This window comes from Arthrobacter sp. SAFR-044, assembly GCF_059414985.1.
The window spans coordinates 25,467-42,330 of sequence record NZ_JBPFDN010000007.1 but is presented as its reverse complement, the minus strand read 5'-3'; the positions used below and the strand labels follow the sequence as shown (position 1 = coordinate 42,330).

General features: G+C 68.1%; 11 protein-coding genes. 6 read left to right on the top strand and 5 right to left on the bottom strand.

Translation table 11 applies throughout. The features are described from left to right. Nucleotides 1–50: 50 nt before the first annotated feature. On the top strand, nucleotides 51–1,334 hold the full coding sequence (locus ACR65J_RS12250; RefSeq protein WP_440169194.1) for an MFS transporter: 1,284 nt from the start codon (nucleotides 51–53) through the stop codon (nucleotides 1,332–1,334). Beyond that, nucleotides 1,331–2,341 (top strand): TolB family protein, encoded by a 1,011-nt coding sequence (locus ACR65J_RS12245; RefSeq protein ID WP_440169191.1) that lies wholly within the window; start codon nucleotides 1,331–1,333, stop codon nucleotides 2,339–2,341. Before ACR65J_RS12250 ends, ACR65J_RS12245 begins: the two co-directional genes overlap by 4 nt. Before the next feature lie 19 nt (nucleotides 2,342–2,360). On the opposite strand, the gene ACR65J_RS12240 is transcribed toward ACR65J_RS12245, so the two are convergent. From ACR65J_RS12240 to ACR65J_RS12230, 3 genes are read right to left on the bottom strand one after another with little or no spacing between them, the layout of a single operon-like run. Next, nucleotides 2,361–3,356 (bottom strand): NAD-dependent epimerase/dehydratase family protein, encoded by a 996-nt coding sequence (locus ACR65J_RS12240; protein WP_440169586.1) that lies wholly within the window; start codon nucleotides 3,354–3,356, stop codon nucleotides 2,361–2,363. Further along, nucleotides 3,353–6,055, bottom strand: coding sequence for an alpha/beta fold hydrolase (locus tag ACR65J_RS12235; protein ID WP_440169189.1), 2,703 nt, complete (start codon nucleotides 6,053–6,055; stop codon nucleotides 3,353–3,355). Before ACR65J_RS12235 ends, ACR65J_RS12240 begins: the two co-directional genes overlap by 4 nt. Beyond that, nucleotides 6,049–7,071 (bottom strand): 3-oxoacyl-ACP synthase III, encoded by a 1,023-nt coding sequence (locus tag ACR65J_RS12230; protein WP_440169186.1) that lies wholly within the window; start codon nucleotides 7,069–7,071, stop codon nucleotides 6,049–6,051. The genes ACR65J_RS12235 and ACR65J_RS12230 overlap by 7 nt, the downstream gene beginning before the upstream one ends. Nucleotides 7,072–7,300: 229 nt before the next feature. Between ACR65J_RS12230 and smc the strand changes: the two genes are divergently transcribed. Together smc and ftsY are read left to right on the top strand one after the other, a co-directional pair. Then, nucleotides 7,301–10,888 (top strand): chromosome segregation protein SMC, encoded by a 3,588-nt coding sequence (gene smc / locus ACR65J_RS12225; protein WP_440169184.1) that lies wholly within the window; start codon nucleotides 7,301–7,303, stop codon nucleotides 10,886–10,888. A 94-nt stretch (nucleotides 10,889–10,982) separates the two neighbouring features. Next, nucleotides 10,983–12,188: a signal recognition particle-docking protein FtsY gene (gene ftsY / locus ACR65J_RS12220; protein ID WP_440169181.1), complete on the top strand. Its 1,206-nt coding sequence runs from the start codon at nucleotides 10,983–10,985 to the stop codon at nucleotides 12,186–12,188. Between the two features lie 9 nt (nucleotides 12,189–12,197). Here ftsY and ACR65J_RS12215 read toward each other — a convergent pair whose 3' ends face one another. Continuing rightward, a complete protein-coding gene (locus ACR65J_RS12215; RefSeq protein WP_440169178.1) occupies nucleotides 12,198–13,439 on the bottom strand; it encodes an MFS transporter in 1,242 nt (413 codons plus the stop codon). A 226-nt stretch (nucleotides 13,440–13,665) separates the two neighbouring features. Here ACR65J_RS12215 and ACR65J_RS12210 point away from each other — a divergent pair, with 226 nt between their 5' ends. Together ACR65J_RS12210 and ACR65J_RS12205 are read left to right on the top strand one after the other, a co-directional pair. Beyond that, a complete protein-coding gene (locus tag ACR65J_RS12210) occupies nucleotides 13,666–15,018 on the top strand; it encodes an ammonium transporter (RefSeq protein WP_440169175.1) in 1,353 nt (450 codons plus the stop codon). Then, complete coding sequence (locus ACR65J_RS12205; protein ID WP_159631736.1) at nucleotides 15,015–15,353, top strand: P-II family nitrogen regulator; 339 nt, start codon at nucleotides 15,015–15,017, stop codon at nucleotides 15,351–15,353. Before ACR65J_RS12210 ends, ACR65J_RS12205 begins: the two co-directional genes overlap by 4 nt. Before the next feature lie 97 nt (nucleotides 15,354–15,450). Here ACR65J_RS12205 and ACR65J_RS12200 read toward each other — a convergent pair whose 3' ends face one another. Next, nucleotides 15,451–16,854 (bottom strand): glucose-6-phosphate dehydrogenase, encoded by a 1,404-nt coding sequence (locus ACR65J_RS12200; protein ID WP_440169171.1) that lies wholly within the window; start codon nucleotides 16,852–16,854, stop codon nucleotides 15,451–15,453. Between the last annotated feature and the right edge of the window lie 10 nt (nucleotides 16,855–16,864).

The window sequence follows — 16,864 nt, the reverse complement described above, 5'->3', positions numbered from 1 at the left end:
AGTGGTCCGCAACGCGGGTCGGCTCCCGCCCCGAGCAGGACAGGCAGCCCTTGTACATTTCGATCTCGGACCGCAAAGGCGGCCAACGGGACCTGTCCACGGCAGGTCCCTCCACCGTCCACCCTGCCTTTCGGCTGTCGCCAGTGATCATATGGCTCGGCGTGGTCAGCATGATGACGGACATTTCATCCGAGTCAGTTGCGGCCGTCCTCCCGTTATACGTCACCGGGTACCTGGGACTCTCCACTATCGCCTTTGGGGTCATCGACGGGATCAACCAAGGGGCCAGTGCCATTATCCGGATTGGCGCCGGGGTGGTTTCAGACCGCACCGGCCACCCGAAGTACGTTGCCGCGGCTGGTTACGGGCTGTCCATGGTTGCCCGGGTGGGGTTCTTGGCGGCCGGTGGGTTCTGGGTCATAGCCGGTGTCGTCACGGGTGACCGGATCGGTAAGGGAATCCGCACGGCGCCCCGCGACGCGATGATTTCCGCAGAGGCGCAGCCGGAATACTTGGCCCGTTCCTTCGGCGTCCACCGGATGCTGGACAACGTCGGTGCAGCCGCCGGCCCGCTCATCGCCTTCCTGATCCTGACGTTGATCCCTAACGGATTCAGCGCGGTTCTTGTGGTCTCCTTGGCCTTCGCCGTGATCGGCGTCGCAGTACTGCTCCTTGTAGTTCCGGATCGGCTCCGGCGGGTACGGCCCGGCCGCAACCAGCCCCGGCCGGCCTTAAGGTGGAGCCAGCTGCGGTGGTCGCATTTGAGGGAGCAGGGCCTCGCCCGGCTCATAATCGCCGCTGGTTTGCTGGGCATCTTCACCATCGGGGACGGCTTCATCTACCTGCTCCTGCAGCACCGTGAGTCCCTGGCAGTCCAGTGGTTCCCGTTGTTGTTCGTCGGAACCAACGCCGCGTTCCTCCTGTTCGCCGTCCCCATAGGGAGACTTGCGGACCGCTGGGGCCGGGTACCGGTGTTCCTTGCCGGCCACGTCGCCTTGCTGGCCTGCTACCTGCTTGCCGGGCTGCCCGCTGCAGGCATTGCTGTGACGATAGGCTGCTTGCTGCTCCTCGGGCTCTTTTACGCCGCTACTGACGGCGTTCTCTCCGCGCTTGTCAGTCAGCTGTCCCCTCCGAAGAGGCTCGGAACCGCCCTGGGCACGTCACAAACAGTGGTGGCTGTCAGCCGGATGGGAGCCGCCGCCGGATTCGGCGTTCTCTGGTACTCGGCAGGTCCCGGGACCGCCATTGTTGTCGTCGCTGTGCTGCTGGTGCTGGCCCTTGCAGCAGCCACCCTGCTGCTCCGCGGCGCCACACCCAAGGTGGCGGCCCCGTGAGGAAGCGGCTGCTCCTGCTGCTCGCTGTTGTTGTGGCCACATGTGCCGCGGCCGGTGCCCAGGTGTTTATGGTCTTCCAGCAGTCAAACGCCAGCCAACAGGCAGCACCGGAGGTGCGGGTCACCTCTGTGGACGTCTTGCCCGAAGGGCCGTACGTGATGTTCAGGAACACCGCGGCAGGCGAGGGATTTGGGCAGGCGGCCACGGCAAGCCTATCGGAGCCGAACGGCCAGCGCGCGCTACTCGGCATGGCCTGCGACCGCGTCTACGCGGCCCGGAACCTGGTCAGCTGCCTTACGACCAGGAACGGCATTCCCACCACCTTCGAGACGTCAACCTATGGCGCCGCGCTTCAACAGCAGGGAACGTGGGCGTTGGGCGGAATCCCCAACAGGACGCGGGTCAGCCCGGATGGATCCCTGGTGGCCACGACCGTTTTCGTTTCCGGCCACTCCTATGCCTCGTCAGGTTTTTCCACGCAAACGATCATCAGCTCGGCGGACGGAAGCCTGCACACGAACTTGGAAGACTATGCGCTGATACACGACGGTGCGAGGATCAAGGCCTCCGACAGAAACATCTGGGGCGTGACTTTCAGCCCGGGAAAGCCCAACGACTTCTATGCCACGGCCTCATCCCAGGGCAATGTCTGGCTGGTCCATGGGGATATAGCGGCCCAGACGCTGACCATCACGGCATCCGGCGTCGAATGCCCCTCCATCTCGCCTGATGGACAAAGGATCGCTTTCAAGAAGAGCACCTCGGGGACACTCGCAGGAACCCGGCAGCCCGCCGTTTTGGAACTCGAGACCGGGAACGTCGAAATCCTGGGTGACCAACGCGATCTTGATGACCAGATCGAGTGGCTGGATAACAGCACCATCTTGTATGGAATGCCGAGGGAGGATACCGGCCCGGACAGCGACATCTGGTCCCTGTCCCTTGAACCCGGCGCCGCGCCGCAACTCTTCATCGAACACGCGTGGTCTCCCGCCGTCGTCCGTTGAGCGGCTGCCTCCGTGGGCGTCAGCGCCCCCACGTGCCTCCCGGGGAGCGGGGGCGGTAGTAGTCCGCCAGCCGTCCAAGGCCTTCATCGATCGAGACGGCGGGAGTCCAGGCAAGGAGCTTTTGGGTCTCCCGCTGGTCAAACCAGTGGGCCGTGGACAGCTGTTCTGCAAGGAACCTGGTCATGGGCGGCTCGTCCTGTTTGCCCAGCCTGAGCCACGCTTTTTCCACCACCGATCCCGCAATCCGGGCAAGCTGTCCCGGTACTGACCACGACGGCGCAGGCACGCCCCCGGCGGCGCAGATGCCGGCAATCAGTTCGCCCACCGGCCGCGGTTCGCCATTGGTGACAACCAGCGCCCTTCCGTGGACGTGACTGATGCGGTCCAGGGCAGCAACAATCGCTGCTGCCGCATTGTCCACATAGGTGGTGTCGATAAGCGCAGCTCCCGCATCGAGCAGCGGCAGGCGGTTCCGTGCCGCCCGTGCCAGTACCCGTTCCACCAGCTGCGTGTCTCCGGGCCCCCAGACCACGTGCGGCCGCACGGCGGCGACGCGGAAGTCCGGGGAGTCCGCGGCAAGGGCCAGAAGCTCCGCCTGCGCCTTGGTGCGGGCGTAGTCGCCATGGGCACGCTCCGGATCCGCCGGTTCTGCGCCTAGTCCTGCAATGGCGGCGCCGGAGTTGGCCGCCGATGGGGAGGACACGAAGACGAAGTCCCGGACTCCGGCCTCGCGCGCCGCCAGGAGCAGGTGACGGGTTCCCTGCACATTCACCTGGTCAAACTCGTCCGCCCGGCCGGTGAAGGATACTTTGGCCGCGAGGTGGATGATTGCCTCGGCCTCCCTGACGGCAGCCCTGACCGCGGCGTCGTCGATGAGGGAACCGCAATGGTCCGCCGCGCCGTCGACCTTTGAGGGACGCCGCTGGAAGGTGGTCACGTCGTGGCCCCTGCGCACCAGCAGCCCTGCCACTTTCCGCCCCAGCAGGCCACTTGCCCCGGTGACCAGGACTTTCATGGTGTCCCCGGGCGGCCGCCGGCCAGCACTGACGAGGCCCAATGGGACAGCCTCGACCTGTCGATCTTTGCGTTGTGGCGGATGTCGGTTGGCTGCGCGGGGACAACCAGGACTGCCGCCACGGACACGCCTGCCCCCTGGGCGGCGCTCCGTACCTTCCGGGCCAGTTCGGGACCTGCCGGGCCGGCCTTGCGGGCGGGCGGGACGGTTTCGACGACGGCGGCGATGGCCTGGGTGCCGGCCGGCCCCACGCCCACGACGGCTGCCATCCGGACACCGTCCAGCCGTTCGATGGCTCGTTCGGCGCCGACCGGAGTGACCACTCCAGCGGGGGCCGTGATGACGTGGGCAAGGCGCCCTTCCACCCACAGGCGGCCGCCGGCATCGAAATGGCCCACATCACCGGTGCGGTGCCACCCGGCTGGCCCGGCGCTCGCCTGGTCCGTCAGCCACAGCCTGTCGTAGCCGTCCTTCACATGCGGCGCGCTGACCAGGATCTCCCCCGTTACCCCCGCTTCGGTCAACGGTACAGTCCCGGGGGCGGTACCGTCCGCTGCCAACGGGATCACGGCTATGCGGGCGCCGTGCACGGGACGCCCTACGCAGACGCCGTTACCGGCTCCCGGCATTGTCCCGGCTTCAGCGGCGGCCGCGGCGGCCCGGATCTGTTCGAGGCTGATGTCGGAGACAGGCAGGGCCTCTGTCATGCCGTAGGGGGTATGGAGCGAGGCGGCGGGCAGCAGCCGCTGCACGTCTGCAAGGAGAGGTTCCGGTACCGGCGCGCCGGCTGAGAGCAGCAGTTCAACGCGGCCGAGTGCCGCAGTGCCCTCCGGGGTGAGGCCGTCCCGGGTGGCGGCGACGTTCCGCAGGGCGGCAGGGGACGCGAAGACCACCGTGGCGTCGATCGCCGCTGCAGCATCGGCCAGGGCGCGGGCGGTCAGGGTGCGGGGCGCGGTGACATCCATGGCCGGCGTCACGGACACGGTTCCCAGCGCGGGCCCCAGCAGGGCGAACGGCGCGAAGCCTGCCACCAGCCTGTGGCCCGGCTCGATGCCGAAGGTTTCAGCCACGGTGTCCCGCATGGCGGCAAGCTGCCGGTGGGTGTACAGCACCCCCTTGGCGGGACCGGTGGAGCCGGACGTGAAAAGCACGGCGGCCGGGGAGTCCGCGTCCGGGCTGGAGGCGGGAGCGACGCCGGCAGCGGCACGCCCTGCGCCTGCCCTGGCGAGGGAGGCGAGGGAGGTCTCCACTCCGAGGAGCCGTCGCGGACCTGCCGGCAGGTCCCGCACACTGATGCGCCTGGCGGACCATCCGAGTGCCCGGGCAGCGGCAAGGGCCTTGTCGATCCCGATCAGGACATCGGGGGTCGCTCCCTTGACCGCCCGGCTCAGCCCCTTGGTGCCCAGGCCGGCGTCGGCGACCACCACAACCGCTCCCAGCCGCAGGCAGGCGTACAGGGCCACGGTCAGGTCCACGCCGGGCGGAACCATCAGGCTGACGCGGCTGCCCGGCCCTACTCCCGCCTCCTGCAGGCCCGCGGCCAGGCGCCCAACGCTTTCTTCCAGCTGCCTCCAGGTGAGCGAACGGGCCACCGTGCCGTCCGGTGCCATTTCGACGACGGCCCTCCCGTCTGCGGACGGGCGGGCGGCGAGCTCCCCAAGAAGCTTCCACAAGGGCGTGAAGCCATTGCCGTTAGCCGGGGCGGCGGCTCCAGTGACCATGTCGGCTTCAGCAACTGCGCCGGCTTCAGCAACACTGTCCCCGCCGTGCGTGACGCGGCCGGCAAGCCAGTCGAAGACCGCCGGCGCGATGTTCCGGTCCTCTGCCACCAGGTGTCCAGCACCCTCGTAGCGGTGCACGTCCGCGTGGGGGAGGCGGGTGAGCAGGTCCTTCAGATAGCGGTCGGAGAAGATGGGGTCCCGTGGGCCCCACAGCATCAGGACCGGCACCTCAAGGTCCCGCACGCCCTCCGCCACGCCGTTGAGGGCAGCGAAGCTGGGGTGCGACGCGTCAACGGGAATATCCGCGACGAAGTTGCCCACGCCCGCCCGGCGCGAGGCGCCGCGGTAGGGGGCCATGAAGGCCTTCCGCACGTCAGCGGGCAGCGGGGGGTGTGCCAGCGAATGCGTCACCCGAAGGAAAGCGTCCGTGGTGGTGGTTCCCCACTGGTGCACGGCCGGGTGCAGGGCAAACCGCAGCGCCGACGGGATGGGGGAGCCGGCAGGCTGGTGGACGGCGGTGTTGGTCAGGACCACGCCGGCCAGTTGGTCGGTGTGGGCCAGCGCCCAGCCGAGGCTGACCACCCCGCCCCAGTCGTGGCCCACGGAAACCACCGGTCCCTCCAGGGCCAGTGCCTCGGTCAGATCGGCCAGGTCATTGATCCTGTCCGCCAGGCGCCGGAAGGTTCCCGTCCGCTCAGAAAAGCCCATGTCCAGCTGGTCAACGGCCACCACGCGCCACGGATGCGCGGGATCGGACCCCGCGGCCAGCAGGCTCCGCCACAAGTAGGACCAGGTGGGGTTGCCGTGCACGCACAACAGCGTTCCCAGCGGAGCCAGGCCGTGGCGTTCCAGTTCCCCGCCATTGTCCAGCAGGTGCCAGCGGCGCACCGTGCCGGCCGCGTCAGCCCCCGATGTGGAGGGGACATCGATGTGGCGCGACCACTCGGCCTTGACGCCCGGCCAGTCCGCGATCACCAAACGATTTCCAGCATGGCGGTGTTCAGGCCGGACCCGACGCCCATGCACAGCACCCGGTCGCCGCTTCCCAGCGACTGCGCCTCGGCGGCGAGCGTCATGGGCAGCGACGCCGGTCCCACGTTGCCCCAGTGTGGAAACGTGATGGGCACCTTGTCCGGGTCAAGATCGATGGCATCGATGATGGCCTGCGTGTAGGCGTTGCTGACCTGGTGCGTGACGTAGCGGTCCATCGCGGCCCAGTCCCACTCGGGCTGGGCCTCCTGCCACGCGTCGACGACGAGCCGCAGGCCGCCGTCGAGCAGTCCCTTCGTGTCGGTGTTCATGCCGTCGATGCCGCCCACGCACAACTCGTGGTGCTCGGTGCCGGCGCGCATCACGCCGCCCACCACCCGGTGCGCTCCCGGGTGCTTATCCGCGGGCCCCAGGACGGCCGCGGCCGCCCCCGATCCCAGCGTCAGAGTGGCAAACTCCCGGTTGAAGTCATCCCGCGTTGTCTCGGGCCGCTGCAGCCGGGCCAGGGTGGCCTCCTGCGTCAGCTGGGCGTCCTCGCCGTTAACAATGACGGCATACCGTATCTGTCCCGAGTCGATCATGTTGGCTGCCAGGGTCAGGGCGTTCACGAATCCCAGGCACGCGTTGGCAAGGTCGAAGTTCATGGCCGACGACGGCAGGCTGAGGCTGTGGTGGATCTTCACCGCAACGGAGGGCTCAAGGTTGCGGCGGGTCACCGACGTGTTGATCAGCAGGCCGACGTCGGAGGCTTCGATGCCGGCCTCGGCCAGCGCCTTGGCGCCGGCTTCCACCGCAGCATCGTCAAACGACGTACCGGCAGCCCACCACCGGCGGTGCGTGATGCCTGCCACGCGCTCAAGCAGCCGCGGCGGAAACCTGAGTCGCTGCAGGGTTGACGCCAGCCGCCGGTCAAAGTCCGTTGAGCTCACAATCCTGGGAGCCTCGACGCTGCTCACCGAGAGCAGCGCGGTGTTGCTGTGGCGGAAGGTTGCATTACCTGCCAATTCAAGCCCCTCTTCGTTTTCGTCCCGCATTCCTGCGGTGACTGTACCCACATATGCGCAGGCTCAAGAGCTTAACTATGCCTTTGCAGTGCCGGAACATGCATATCCGGCGGCGGCGTCGGCGCCCGTTCCCGGGTGCTGCTGCCGGGAAATGTCCGTCCTGCGCAGTAGATTGTAGTGACCCGGTTCCAGCAAAAAGACCTACCCGCTCCAGGAGACCAGAAAAGCCTTGCACCTCAAAAGCCTCACCGTCCGGGGGTTCAAGTCCTTTGCGTCCGCCACCACCTTCGACTTCGAACCCGGCGTCACCGCCGTCGTGGGTCCCAACGGGTCCGGCAAGTCCAACGTCGTGGACGCCCTGGCATGGGTCATGGGCGAGCAGGGCGCCAAAACCCTCCGCGGCGGCAAGATGGAGGACGTCATTTTCGCCGGGACGTCCGGGCGTCCGCCGCTGGGCCGCGCGCACGTTTCGCTCACCATCGACAACACCGATGGCGCACTTCCCATCGAGTACAGCGAAGTGACGATTTCCCGGACGCTGTTCCGTACGGGCGGCTCCGAATATGCCATCAACGGCGCAGGCTGCCGCCTGCTGGACATCCAGGAACTGCTCTCCGATTCCGGGCTGGGCCGGGAAATGCACGTTATCGTGGGCCAGGGCCAGCTGGACCGCGTCCTGCACGCCACCCCCGAGGACCGCCGCGGCTTCATCGAGGAGGCGGCCGGGATCCTCAAGCACCGGCGCCGCAAGGAACGGACGGTACGGAAGCTCGAGGCCATGCAGGCCAACCTCCAGCGCCTCACCGACCTCACGGGGGAGATCCGCCGGCAGCTCACCCCCCTTGGGAAGCAGGCTGAGGTGGCCCGCCGCGCCCAGCGGGTCCAGTTCGACGTCCGGGACGCCCGCGCCCGCCTGCTCGCCGATGACCTCGTCCAGCTGCAGCAGGCACTGGAGCAGGACGTGGCAGACGAAGCCGCGCTCAAGACGCGCCGGACCGCCGTCGAACAGGAACTCGAAGCCGGGCGCAGGCAGCAGGCAGCGCTGGAGCAGCTCGCCGCCGAGGCCACGCCGCGGCTCAATGCCGCCCGGGACACCTGGTACCGGCTGTCCACGTCACGTGAGCGGCTGCGGTCGCTCGGGACGCTTGCCACCGAACGGAGCCGCCTGCTGGGTTCCGACGATGCGGCGCCGTCCTCCAACCGGGACCCTGAACAGCTGGAGCGCCAGGCAGCCAGGGTGCGGCAGGAACTGATGGAACTCGAACAGGACATCCAGGCAAGGCAGGGCACCCTGGATCGGGCCGGCGCGGCCAAGGCGGAAGCGGAGCGTGCCGCCCAGGTCGAGGACCAGCGGCTCACCGCGCAGCTCCGTGCCGCAGCCGACCGGCGGGAGGGCCTGGCGCGGCTGGCCGGCCAGGTAGCGGCGGCCAGGTCCCGGGTAGAGTCAGCGCAGGCGGAACTGGGACGGCTGCGCGATTCCCTTGCCGCTGGAACCGAACGCCGGGCCCGTGCCCAGGCCGAGTTCACGGCGCTGGAAAACCAGGTGGCCGGGGTGGAGGAGGGCGAGGAATCCCTCGACGCCGATTATGAGGCCGCCAGCGACGTGCTGGACGCGGTCCTGCAGGAGATCGCGGACCTCAAAGCCGCCGTCAACGAGGGGGTCCGCAAGCGGGACGCCCTCGCCGCGCGCCTCGATGCCCTGAAACTTGGCCTTGACCGAAAGGACGGCGCAAGGCACGTGCTGGAGTCCGGGCTCCCCGGTGTGCAGGAAAGCCTCGCCGCCGGAATTACGGTCCAGGTCGGGTTCGAGCCCGCTATCGCCGCTGCCCTGGGGGAAACGTCCGAGGCAGTGCTCGTCCAGGACGGGGATGCAGCGGCTGCTGTGCTGGGACGGCTCAAGGACGACGACGGCGGGCGGGCGTCGCTGCTCCTTGCATCGGCCGCGGCACTCCACCGGGGAGACGGTGGGGACGTGCCGCTGCCTGACGGAGCGCAGTGGGCTGCCGGCCTGGTCGATGGACCTGCGGCGCACGTCTCCCTGGTCCGGCACCTGCTGTCCCGGACCGCCGTCGTCACCGGCATCGACGCCGCGGCCGCCCTGGTTGCCGCATTGCCGGACCTGACAGCCGTCACCCGCGAGGGGGACGTCTTCACCGCCGTCTCTGCCACGGGTGGCTCTGCCAAGGCACCGTCCCTCCTCGAGGTGCAGGCAGCAGTGGACGACGCCGGCCGCGGGCTTTCCGAGGTCAAGGCAGACCTGGAGCGGAACAGGTTCGCCCTGGCCGCCGCCGAGGCCCGGCGCAAGGGGGCACAGGAGGAAGCGGACGCCGCGCTGGACAAGCTGCACGAATCCGACGCCCGACTCGCCGCGGTAGCCGAACGCCTGGGCCACCTGAACTCTGTCCTGCGCAGCGCCGTTGGCGAGAGTGAACGGCTGGCGGCATCCCTGGCAAGGGCCGAAAGCAACGTCGCGGCGGAGGAGGAAGCGCTCGCCGCTGTCACCGCCCGGTTGGCCGCGGCGCAGGAAGCCCCCGTGGAAGATGAACCCTCCACCGAACAGCGCGACGCCCTGGCCCTTGCTGCGTCCACCGCCCGCGCAGCCGAGGTGGAGGCCCGGTTGTCCCTGCGCAGTGCCGAAGAGCAGCACGCGGCAACCCGAAACAGGGCGGCGTCCCTGGAACGCGCCGCCGCCACCGAGCGCCGCGCCCGTGAGGAGGCGGCAGAGCGGGCCCGCCGCCGCCGCATCCAGGCCAGGCGTGCTGCGGCCGTTTCCGCAGGGGTGGAGCTGGCCCTTGGCTATGTGGACGTCTCCGTGGACCTTGCCCGTCACGAACGGGACCTGGCCGAGGAAAACCGCGAGCTGCGTGACCGCGGGCTGCGGGAGATCCGGGAAGCAAATGATGCCCTGGCCCGGGAACTGGCCCAACTCACCGACAACGTGCACCGGGACGAACTCGCCCGGGCCCAGCAGCGCGCCAGGATCGAGGCGGTGGAAACCCGCGCCGTGGACGAGCTGGGCATCACCCCCGAAGCGCTGGTCACCGAGTTCGGGCCGCAGGTCCCGGTGCCCGTTCCGGCGGAGGAATCCGCCGACAAATGGGCAGCCTTGCGGGCCCCCGTTGACGCGGACGGCGAAGAAATCAGGGAAGGCAAGCCCTACGTCCGGCAGGAACAGGAGAAGCGGCTGCGGAAGGCCGAGCGGGACCTCGCCAGCCTGGGCAAGGTCAACCCCCTGGCCCTGGAGGAATTCGCGGCGCTGGAGGAGCGGCACCAGTTCCTCAGCACCCAGCTCGAGGACCTGAAGGCCAGCCGGCGGGACCTGCTGGACATCATCAAGGAAGTGGACGACAGGGTCCAGCGGGTCTTCGCCGAGGCGTTCGAGGACACCCAGGCCCAGTTCGTCCGGGTCTTCGGGCGGCTCTTTCCCGGCGGCGAGGGCCGCCTGGTCCTGACCGACCCTGCAGACATGCTCACCACCGGCATCGAAGTGGAAGCCCGTCCCGCCGGCAAGAAGATCAAGCGGCTGTCACTTCTCTCCGGCGGCGAACGCTCCCTGACCGCGGTGGCGCTGCTGGTGGCCATCTTCAAGGCCCGGCCGTCGCCCTTCTACGTCATGGACGAGGTGGAAGCGGCACTGGATGACACCAACCTCGGCCGGCTCATCACCATCTTCGAGGAGCTCAGGGAGTCCAGCCAGCTCATCGTCATCACGCACCAGAAGCGGACCATGGAAGTGGCAGACGCACTGTATGGCGTCACTATGAGGGGCGACGGCGTCTCCACTGTCATCAGCCAGCGGTTGGGGGCCGAGGTTTAGCAGCGGCATCCACGCACAGCGGCAGCCCAAAGGGGCAGGTCAGCTGCCTGATCGACGCCCGAACCGGGCAAGCCGTTTGTGAGAAGCTAGGGGAGTGAATGACATCCTTCCCATTGTCCTGTCCATCCTTGCTGCGCTGGTGGTCATCGGCGGCCTGATTCCGGTCCTGCTCAAGACGCGGAGGAACATCACCCGGTACCCCGGAACCAGGGATGCCAACGACCCCGAAATCCGCTCCGGTGGAAGCACGGCGGTGGCGGACCGCGACGGAACAATCGGGGGCACGGCGCCGGAGGGTGCGGACCTTGAAGGGCTGGACACCACCACCGTTCCGGACAATGCGGCCGGGCTGGAAACCATTCCCGTCGAAACCCCGCTGCCCGTCGCCGGCCGCCTGGCCCGCCTGCGGGAGCGGCTGGCCCGCTCCAACAACGTCATGGGCAAGGGCCTGCTGGCGCTGCTGTCCAGCGACCGGATCGACGAGAGCGTCTGGGATGAGGTGGAGGAAACCCTCCTGCTCGCGGACCTGGGAACCGAACCCACCATGCAGCTGGTTGACGCCCTTCGGGAGCGCGTCAAGGTACTGGGAACGCGGACACCCGAACACGTCAAGACGATGCTCCGCGAGGAACTTATCAAGCTGGTGGACCCCACCATGGACCGGACCCTCAACGTACAGCGGCACGCCGACAAGCCCGCCGTGATGATGGTGGTGGGCGTCAACGGCGTGGGCAAGACCACCACAGTGGGCAAGCTGGCACGGGTGCTGGTGGCCGAGGACAAGGACGTCCTGCTGGGTGCCGCGGACACCTTCCGGGCCGCTGCCGCGGAGCAGTTGGCCACGTGGGGCCAGCGCGTGGGCGTCCCCACCGTGAAGTCCGATATCGACGGCGCAGACCCCGCCTCCGTTGCCTACGAGGCCGTGAAGGCCGGCATCGAGCAGGAAGTCGATGTGGTCATGATCGATACCGCCGGGCGCCTGCAGAACAAGGTGGGCCTGATGGACGAGCTGGGCAAGGTCAAGCGCGTTGTGGAGAAGCTGGCCGAGGTGGACGAGGTCCTGCTGGTGCTCGATGCCACCACCGGCCAGAACGGCCTGAACCAGGCGCGGGTGTTCTCGGAGGTGGTCAACATCACCGGCATCGTCCTGACCAAGCTGGATGGAACCGCCAAGGGCGGCATCGTCGTGGCCATCCAGAAATCCCTGGGCGTGCCGGTCAAGCTCATTGGACTGGGTGAAGGCGCGGACGACCTCGCCCCCTTCGATACCGAAGGCTTCGTTGACGCCCTGCTGAACTGACAGGGGCGCTTAGGAGCCGGCCGCGCGCAGCGTCTCGCGGGTGGGCAGCCAGCCTGCTGCAGCCAGGAGCATGATTCCGCCGGTAACGCCGAAAGCCCAGCCGAAGCCCAGCCCGTCGGCAAGCATCCCCGCCACGAGCGGCCCAACGATCGCCCCGACGTCGGACGTCATCTGGTACACGGCCAGCACCTTGCCCCCTGAGCGCGCGTTGCCAATGACATCGGCGACGGCGGCCTGCTGGGCGGGACCGAAAAGCCCTGACCCGACGCCGGCGAGCGTCGACGCCGCCAGGAACCAAGGCAGGTCCGAGGTGATGCCGATGGCTGCCGTGGACAGGGCCGCCACCAGGAGGCCGGAGATCATCATCGGCTTGCGTCCCACCGAGTCCGCCAGGCGCCCCGAGAATGTCAGGGCGGCGGCGTTGCCGGCAGCGAACACTGCCAGTGCAAGGCCCGCTGCCTGCGGACCGGCCCCGAACGCCGCCGCGGCGAACAGCGGCACCGTTGCCATCCGGACGCCAAAGGTGGCCCACCCGTTGGCAAAGCTGGAGATGAGGGCGGACCGGTAGGTTCCGGCAGCCAGCGCCTCGCCAAACCGCATGTCCGGCGCCCGGTTCTGTACCTCGCCGCCTCCCCGGCGCTGGTGGCTCAGCTGGGTCTGGACCACGAACGCGGCCACAAGCAGCGCAGCGGCGTAGGCAAGGAACGGGACCCGCAGGCCCAGCCCCGCCAGCAGGCCACCCACGATCGGACCGCACACATTGCCGATCAGGAATGCCGACGCATAGGCCCCCGAAACCCTGCCCCTGCTCTTGGGCGGCGCCAGCCGGACCACCAGGGCCATCGAAGCCACCGTGAACATCACAGACCCGGCCCCGCCGAGTCCGCGGAACAGCAGCAGCTGCCAGTAGTCCTGGGCAAAGGCGCACGCCGCAGTGGACAGCGCCACAATCAGCAGCCCGGCCACATAGATGGGACGTTCACCGCGCCTGCCGATCAGGGCGCCGCCGGCAGGGGCGAAAGCCAGGCGCATGAAGGCAAAGATCGCCACGATGACGGCGGCCTCGGTGTTCCCCACCCCGAAGGTTGTAGCGAACTGCGGCAATACCGGCGCAACAAGCCCGAAGCCGAGCGCGATGAGGAACGCCGCGGCCAGCATCACCTTGATGTCGCGGGGGAGTTTCTCCCGGTGCGGCCTCAGCCGGGCGAAAAACCTTGAAGTGGCGCCGCGTGCGCGGGGTGGTGCCGTCATGGTGCAGGAGTCCTTGCTGGAAAGGGAGCCGGGTGGCTGCGCGGGTGCGGAAACATAACCGTAACAAGGCGGATATGCACCATTTACTTCCTAGAGGTTGTTGTAACAGGCCGGCAATCTAAATCCTCCGCAGGTGAAACACGCCACCCACAAACTCATTACAGGACGCAAAAAGGCGTTGGCAGGCGGAGTACTCCGCAAGATTCGATGAGAGAGGACGTGCACCATGGAACTTACCGCAGGTCACGTTTGGGTCATGGTAGCGGCAGCTCTCGTGCTGTTCATGACACCCGGTCTGGCATTTTTCTACGGCGGCATGACCCGCGCCAAGGCAGCCCTGAACATGATGATGATGAGCTTCATCTCCATCGGCATGGTCGGCGTCGTCTGGGTCCTGTGGGGCGCCTCCATGAGCTCGGGGGAAGGGTTCATGGAGATCGTGGGCAACCCGTTCGCCACCTTCGGCCTTGAGGGGATCACCACTCCCGACGGCCTGATCAAGGTGGGCTATGCCGCCACCTTCGCCATCATCACCGTGGCACTGATCAGCGGTGCCATCGCCGACCGCGCCAAGTTCGGCGCCTGGTCCGTCTTCGTGCCCGTCTGGGTCACGCTGGTGTACTGCCCGCTGGCGTACATGGTGTGGGGCGGCGGCCTCTTCGGCCCCGAAGGCGCCATTGGCAAGGCCCTGGGCCCGGCCATCGACTTCGCCGGCGGCACCGTAGTCCACATCAACGCGGGTGTGGCGGCACTGATCCTGGTCCTGATCATCGGCAACCGCAGGGGCTTCGGCAAGGACCCCAACCACCGCCCGCACAACATCCCGTTCGTCATGCTCGGTGCAGCCATCCTCTGGTTCGGCTGGTTCGGCTTCAACGGCGGTGCAGCAACCACCGCCGAACAGGGCGGCCTGATCTGGATCAACACCCTCGCGGCCCCGGCAGCAGCCATGCTCGGCTGGCTCGTCACGGAGCGCATCCGCGACGGACACCCCACATCGCTCGGTGCCGCCTCCGGCGTGGTGGCAGGCCTTGTAGCTATCACCCCCGCCTGCGCCAACGTCAGCCCGGTAGGTGCCCTTGGCCTCGGCGTCGTGGCCGGTGTGGCCTCCGCCCTCGCCGTCGGCCTGAAGTTCCGCTGGGGCTTCGATGACTCGCTGGACGTCGTCGGCGTCCACCTCGTCTCCGGCATCATCGGCACCGTTTCGCTGGGCTTCATCGCACTGCCCGCCGACGGTGTTGGCGGCGGCCTCTTCTACGGCGGCGGGCTCACCCAGCTGTGGGCGCAGCTCGCGGCGGCCGGCATTGCGATCGCCTACTCGGCCATCCTGACCACCATCATCGCCCTGGCCATCCACAAGACCATGGGCTTCCGCGTCTCGCAGGAACAGGAAACGGTGGGTGTGGACCTTAGCCTGCACGCCGAGACTGCCTACGAATTCGGCGTCAGCGGCCACGGCGGAAGCTTCCAGCCGCTGCATGACCTGATCACCGGCAAGGGCCACGGCGAGCCGGCCCAGCCTTCATCCGGGGCGCAGAAGGCACAGTCAGCAACAGGTAAGGAAAGCGTGGGGGCATGAAACTGATCACTGCAATCGTCAGGCCGGAAAAGCTCGAAGCCATCAGGGAAGGGCTGGAAGCCTACGGCGTCCAGGGGCTTACCGTCAGCGCCGCCAGCGGGTACGGCCGGCAGCGCGGCTACACCGAGGTCTACCGCGGAGCGGAATACAACGTGGACCTCCTGCCCAAGATCCGGGTGGAAGTCCTGGCCACGGACGAACAGGCCGACGACATCCTGGACGTCATTATCGCCAGCTCCAACACCGGCAGGGCCGGGGACGGCAAGGTCTGGACCATGGACGTCCATGAAGCAGTGCGGGTCCGGACCGGGGAACGGGGAGTGGCCGCCATCTAAGGGCGGGACGCCACGGTCCCTGCGGGGCAACAACTGAAGATTGACGCAGGACGGGCGGGAACCGAAAGGTCCCGCCCGTCCTGTCTGTCGCTAAGGCTCAGTCCTGGTGCCGGTTGGTGGGCCATGACGCAGGGCCGGCCGACCCGGCGTCGTACTCCTCCAACGGGACGTCCCCCCGCTCCCAGGCCTTCAGCACAGGCTCCACGATCCGCCAGCAGTCCTCGGCCGTGTCGCTCCGGACGGACAGCAGCGGGTCGCCGGCCAGGACACCCTCCAGTACTTCGCCGTAGGGCAGGAGGTCCGAGGCGCTCAGCTCCGCCTCAAGGGTGACCCGGCCCAGGCTGAAGATGTTCCCGGGCCCGTTGACGTCGACGTCGAACTCCAGCGTGTCCGGACCGAAACCGATCCGCAGCTGGTTGGGGGAGTCCACCCCGGTGAAGCCCTGGGGGAGGTGGGGCACCGGGAGGAAGGTGACCACCGCTTCCTTGCGCTTGTCGCCCAGGGCCTTGCCCGAGCGCAGGATGAACGGCACGGCCCGCCAGCGCCAGTTGTCGATCGCCACCTGGATCTCAGCGAGGGTTTCCGTGCCCCTCGCGGCATCCACCCCGTCCTCCTTGGCGTAGTCGGGCACCTCCTTGCCCCCCACGGAACCCGCCGTGTAACGCGCCCGGCGGGTTGAGCCGGTGAAGGGGGCCTTGACGCTGCTGGCACGAAGGACGGCGGAGACGGCATCGCGCAGGTCGCGCTCGCCGATGGTGGCCGGAGGTTCGATCGCCATGATTGCCATGACCTGCAGGAGGTGGCTCTGGATCATGTCGCGGAGCGCGCCGGCACCGTCGTAGTAGCGGGCACGGCCTTCCAGCGCCAGGTCCTCGTCGAAGAAGATCTCCACCTTTTCCACGTGCTGCCGGTTCCAGACGGGCTCCAGGAAGTTGTTGGCGAACCGCAGGCCCAGGATGTTCAAAACGGTGGCCTTGCCCAGGAAGTGGTCCACCCGGTGGATGTGGTCCTCCGGGACCAGGCGGCTGAGCGTCCGGTTGAGGGAACGGGCGGACTCCTCGCTGAAGCCGAAGGGCTTCTCCATCACCAGGCGGGTGCCTTCCGGAACCTCGGCAGGCTGGAGCGTCTCGCATGCCTGCTGGCTGATCCGGGGCGGAAGGGCAAAGTAGACAGCCACCGGGCCTTGCAGCCCGCCGAGCAGGCCGGCAAGGGCTCCCTTGGCGGTGACGTCCACCTGGTGGTAGGCCGTCTCTTTCTGCAGGGACTCCAAGGCGTCCTTCCCCGGCTCATCGGCTCCGCCTGCTGCCGCGGCGAACGACGACTCCACACGCTCCCGCCACTGTTCCGGTGTCCACGGATCCGAGCCGGCCCCGACAAGGCTGAGGCCTTCGGCACGCCCTGCCGCAACAAGGCGGGCAAGGCCCGGCAGGAGGAGCCGGCCGGTGAGGTCGCCCGAGGCGCCGAGGATGAGCAGTGTCTTGACAGTTGTTTGGCTCGTCATTTTGCCAGCA